Origin of the sequence: Candidatus Protofrankia californiensis (assembly GCF_900634765.1) — a bacterium.
GTDB lineage: Bacteria > Actinomycetota > Actinomycetes > Frankiales > Frankiaceae > Protofrankia > Protofrankia californiensis.
Window position 1 is genome coordinate 1 of sequence record NZ_CAAAFT010000178.1, and the last position, 4,633, is coordinate 4,633.

4 protein-coding genes are annotated in these 4,633 nt (G+C 67.5%); all 4 read left to right on the forward strand.

Annotation, left to right across the window (positions count from 1 at the left end):
* The first annotated feature begins 100 nt into the window (after positions 1 to 100).
* The 4 genes from DD1DGNOD_RS09950 (at position 101) to DD1DGNOD_RS09965 (ending at position 4,560) form a co-directional block, all read left to right on the forward strand.
* Positions 101 to 865: a histidine phosphatase family protein gene (locus DD1DGNOD_RS09950; RefSeq protein ID WP_241251406.1), complete on the forward strand. Its 765-nt coding sequence runs from the start codon at positions 101 to 103 to the stop codon at positions 863 to 865.
* 644 nt (positions 866 to 1,509) lie between these two features.
* On the forward strand, positions 1,510 to 2,490 hold the full coding sequence (locus DD1DGNOD_RS09955; protein ID WP_241255621.1) for an ABC transporter permease subunit: 981 nt from the start codon (positions 1,510 to 1,512) through the stop codon (positions 2,488 to 2,490).
* A gap of 77 nt (positions 2,491 to 2,567) precedes the next feature.
* Positions 2,568 to 3,620 carry an aliphatic sulfonate ABC transporter substrate-binding protein gene (locus DD1DGNOD_RS09960; protein ID WP_131766341.1) on the forward strand — a complete coding sequence of 351 codons (1,053 nt, stop codon included), beginning with the start codon at positions 2,568 to 2,570 and terminating at the stop codon, positions 3,618 to 3,620.
* A 139-nt stretch (positions 3,621 to 3,759) separates the two neighbouring features.
* Entirely contained in the window at positions 3,760 to 4,560 is an 801-nt protein-coding gene (locus tag DD1DGNOD_RS09965) for an ABC transporter ATP-binding protein (RefSeq protein ID WP_131769960.1), read from the forward strand.
* The last annotated feature ends 73 nt before the right edge of the window (positions 4,561 to 4,633 follow it).

Genomic DNA, 4,633 nt, shown 5'->3' on the forward strand with positions numbered 1-4,633 from the left:
CGGATCGGGTCCGTCCCGCCCGAGGTTTCGGCTGGTTCCAGGACGAATCACGACTCGAGTGTCGCCGGTACGGTTCGAGTATCGCGGGTACGGTGTGATCGTGCACATAGCGACAACGGGTGATGCCGCCGCGTCCGGCGTGCCGGCGGAACTCGTCGTGGTGCGACACGGGCAGAGCACCGGTAACGCGGCCCTCGCCGCGTCCGAAGCCGCCGGTAGCCAGGACGCCGGCATCACCCAGCGGGATCCCGACATCCCGCTGTCGGCGCTCGGCGGGGAGCAGGCAAGGGACTTCGGTCGCTGGCTTGCCTCGCTGCCGGCGGAGCGCGTCCCGGAGATCATAGAATGTTCACCGTACGTCCGTGCGCAGGAGACCGCTCGTATCGCATGTGAGGAGCTGGCGCGTGCCGGCCGCGCGGTTCCCCCGCTGGTCCTCGACGAACGGTTACGCGATCGTGAATCGGGTGTGTTGAGCAAACTGACCTCGGTTGCCGTGCGGACCCGCTTCCCCGACGAGGCGCGGCGGCGTGCCCACCTCGGTGAGCTCTACTACCGGCCGCCGGGCGGTGAGTCCCTTACCGACGTTGCGCTGCGGCTGAGGAGTTTCCTGCGGGACGTGTGCCGGGAGCATGCCGGCCGCCGGGTGCTGGTCGCCGCGCACGACGCGGTCGTTATCATGTTCCGGTTCGTTCTCGACAACCTCACCGAGGCCAAGCTGGTACGTCTGTATGGTTCGGTCGCCAACGCCTCTGTCACCCGCTGGGTGGCGGACGCCGGACGCCTGCGCCTGGCCGAGTACAGCCAGACCGGTCATCTCCGGGCCGGTCATCCCCGCGGCGGTCATCTCGGGGCCGGTACCGGCTGACAGCGGGGGAGCACACGCTGCATCCCTATTGATCCCTATTACCGGCTCTTTGCCGGGTTCTCCACGTTGGACGATGGGGATCCAGTGCTGCGGCGGCAGCGTCGGATTCACATCGTCCAGCGTTTCTGACCGTTCGGCCTCCGGTCATGCACCCTCAGTCGTGATCTTACGCTTGTCGTCAGAGTGATTGACAACTTTCTCCATCGTCAAGATGGAGAAGTATGATTTCTGCCATATTCCCATCATCTTGACGATTACTGGTTGTTTCCTCGAAAGTCCACAGCTATGTCACCGCGCACACCGCTGATTCGCCGCCGGTGTGTGGACTACGCGCTGGTGTGTAGTTGTCGCTGTTTGTCCTGTCGGGCTTAGCTCGGGCAGGGCGGGTCGATCCACCGAGTCACCTGCTGCTTACGGATCCCGCGACCGCACATTCCTGACTTCCCCAAGTTCCGGTGCCCGGTTTCCGGCGCCGGGACGCCCACCGTCCCCCCATAGCTGTTAGCCGTGTCCCTGACGGTCCGAGTCGGCCGGGCCCGCTCGCCACACCCCGGGTGCCGCGTCATGGCGGGTGACCAATCGTGACAGCCATTGATCGTGACAACCGTTGCCGGCCACCGTCCGCAGAGAGACCAGGAATAATCATGGCAGAGCAGACGATCGTGCAGACGCCTCCCGTGGCCCGCGTCCCGCGGGACGGCGTCGACGTCGGGCCCGACACGGGCGCCGGGGCCGGGGCGAGTGTCGGTGTCTACGCGGGTGCCGGTGTTGATGCCGGTGCCGGCACCGAGGTCGACGGCCCGGCCGAAGGCCTGGTTGCGGGCGGGAGCACCCCCGCGGCCAGTCGCCGAACCGTTGCCGTGCCCTACCGGCTGATCTCCTGGCTGAGCCCCCTGCTCCTGCTGGTGATCTGGGAGGCCCTTGCCCGCAGCGGGGTGATCTCCGCGCAGGTGCTGCCCGCGCCCACCAAGGTGCTGTCCACCGCCCGGGAGCTCACCGCCAGCGGCCAGCTCCCGAAGGATGCGCTGATCAGCCTGAGGCGGGCCGCGACCGGTTTCGTGATCGGCGGCGGGGTCGGCTTCTCCCTGGGTACCGCGGTCGGTTTCTCCAGGCTCGCGGACGCGCTGCTCGACCGTCCGATCCAGATGATCCGCGCGGTGCCCTTCCTGGCGATCCTGCCCCTGGTGATCGTGTGGTTCGGGATCGGCGAGTCCGGCAAGGTCTTCCTGGTCGCGCTCGGCACCGCCACCCCGATCTACCTCAACACCGTGCTGGGGATCCGGCAGGTGGATCCCAAACTCCTCGAGCTCGGGCGGGTCATCGGCCTGCCCCGGCGTCAGCTGATACGCCGGATCGTGCTGCCCGGTGCGCTCCCCTCCATCCTCAACGGCATTCGCCTGGCCCTCACCACCGCATGGCTCGCCCTGGTGGTCGCCGAAACCATCGGCGCCGACTCCGGTATCGGCTTCATGGCGATGGACGCACGCGAATTCCTGCGCACCGATGTCATCGTGCTGGCGATACTGATCTACGCGACCATCGGAATCCTTTCCGACCTGGCTGCCCGGCTGCTCGAACGTCGCCTGCTCGCCTGGCATCCGAACTACGCGAACGCCCGTACCTGACCACGCTCGATATTACGTCAAGTAATCAATATATGACTGTTGACTATTCAATGGTCTCGTGCCGTAAAGGAAAACCGATGTCTCCTGCGAACCCCTTGTGGACTCCGACCGCCGCGCGTGGCGCCGACAACGGCCGGCACACTGTGATCGGTCGCCGCGGGTTCTCCCGGCGGACCTTCCTGTCCACCGCCGCCGCGGCCGGTCTGGCAGTTCCACTGGCCGCCTGCGGATCGGACGACAGCGGTAAGGGCAACGGCAGCACCACCACGGTCCGGCTCACCTTCGGGACGGGATCACCGGAGAAGGAACGCGGCGTTCTGGAGAAGAACCTGCAGGCACAGGGCATCACGGTCCAGTGGCTCGGCCCGTTCCCGAACCACGCTCCGACCATGCAGGCGGTCACCGGGGGTAGTGCGGATTTCAGCTTCGGGGGAAGTTCCACACCGGCGGACGCCGCCATTCTCGCCGGCTCCCCGCTGGTCTACGTCGGATTCGCCGAGTCGTCGCCGCGGACCAGCGCGATTCTCGTCCTGCCGAAGTCGGGAATCCGTTCGGTGAAGGACCTGGCGGGCAAGTCGGTCGCGGTGAACAAGTCCGGCCTCGGGGAGTTCCTGCTGGTGGCGGCCCTGGAGAAGTACGGAGTCCCCAAGGACCAGGTGAAGTTCGTGTACCTGAACCCGCCGGACGCGGCACCGGCGTTCTCCACGGGGAAGGTCGACGCCTGGTCGATCTGGTCCGGCCCGAGGGAGCAGGCCGAGGTCGCCTACGGCGCCGTTCCCATTTTCGTCGACCAGGACGAGCTGCCCCGGCAGCTGGACTTCCGCAGCTACCTGGTCCGCAAGGAATACGCCGAGAAGAACGCCGACGTCATCCGCAAGGTGATCAATGCCTATGCGGCGGAGTTCGAGTGGCAGGCGAACCACATAGAGGAGGCGCTGCGGATCCAGACCGCCGCGGCCAACTACCCCGACGGCGTCCTGCAGAAGATGGTGGCGAACAAGGTCGTCACGAAGCTCAAGCTGATCGACGACGACGCGATCGAGAAGCTCCAGTACGGCGCGGACTGGCTGTCCGAACGCAAGGTGCTGCCCAGCAAGATTGTAATTGCCGATCACGTGGCCAAGCTGTAACGCCGGTCGTCGTCGCGACGGTGGTCATGACCACCGTCTGAGGCCAGCGTCGCGACCACCGTCTGAGGACAGCGCGATCCGTGGTCCACGGTCTGGCCGCAGGCTTGGCCGAACGCCTGGTTGAAGGGAACCCGAGCCCATGACATCCCAACCCGCCACCGGTCCACGGGACGCCGCGGTTGCCGCCTCCACCGGGCAGGCCGAATCCACCGGGCAACCGGCCCTCGTCCGGGTCCGTGGCCTGCGTCGTGCCTACCGGGACAAGGTCGTGATCGACAGGCTCGACGTCGACATCGCCGCCGGGGAGTTCGTCGCCCTGCTGGGCAAGAGCGGCTGCGGCAAGACCACCCTGCTGCGTACCCTCGCCGGCCTCGACCAGGCCGACGCCGGCACGGTCGACGTGCCGGCGCAACGAGCGGTCGTGTTCCAGGAGCACCGGCTGCTGCCGTGGGAACGGGTCTGGCGCAACGTCTCGATCGGGCTGCCCCGGGCCGAGGGACGGCAGAAAGCTGCGGCCGCGCTGGAGGAGGTCGGTCTCACCAGCCATCTCGGCGCATGGCCGATCACCCTCTCCGGTGGGGAGGCGCAGCGGGTCGCGCTCGCCCGGGCGCTGGTCCGCGAGCCCAGGCTCCTGCTCCTCGACGAACCGTTCGCCGCTCTCGACGCGCTGACCAGGATCAAGATGCACGAACTCGTCCGGGAACTGGTCGCCCGGCACCGGCCGGCGGTGCTGCTGGTCACCCATGACGTCGACGAGGCGATCACACTGGCCGACCGTGTCCTCGTCATGCGGGCCGGGGAGATCGCAGCCGAGCACCGCATCCATCTCAAAGGTGCCCGTAGCCGGGCGGACGGCGACTTCCTGGCACTGCGTGAGGCTCTGCTGGCCGAGCTCGGAGTGCTCCCCGAACCCGGCGCGCTCGCGGCAGCCGTCACGTGACCGGCGTCCACGCACCCACCGGTACGGACGCGGGATCCCGCGCCGATACCGGGAAACGCGGGGACACCGGGGG

Bases quoted from the DNA above. Each gene is read 5' to 3' on its own strand.
- DD1DGNOD_RS09955 (WP_241255621.1), top strand. From the start codon at position 1,510: ATGGCAGAGCAGACGATCGTGCAGACGCCTCCCGTGGCCCGCGTCCCG.
- DD1DGNOD_RS09965 (WP_131769960.1), top strand. From the start codon at position 3,760: ATGACATCCCAACCCGCCACCGGTCCACGGGACGCCGCGGTTGCCGCC.
- DD1DGNOD_RS09960 (WP_131766341.1), top strand. From the start codon at position 2,568: ATGTCTCCTGCGAACCCCTTGTGGACTCCGACCGCCGCGCGTGGCGCC.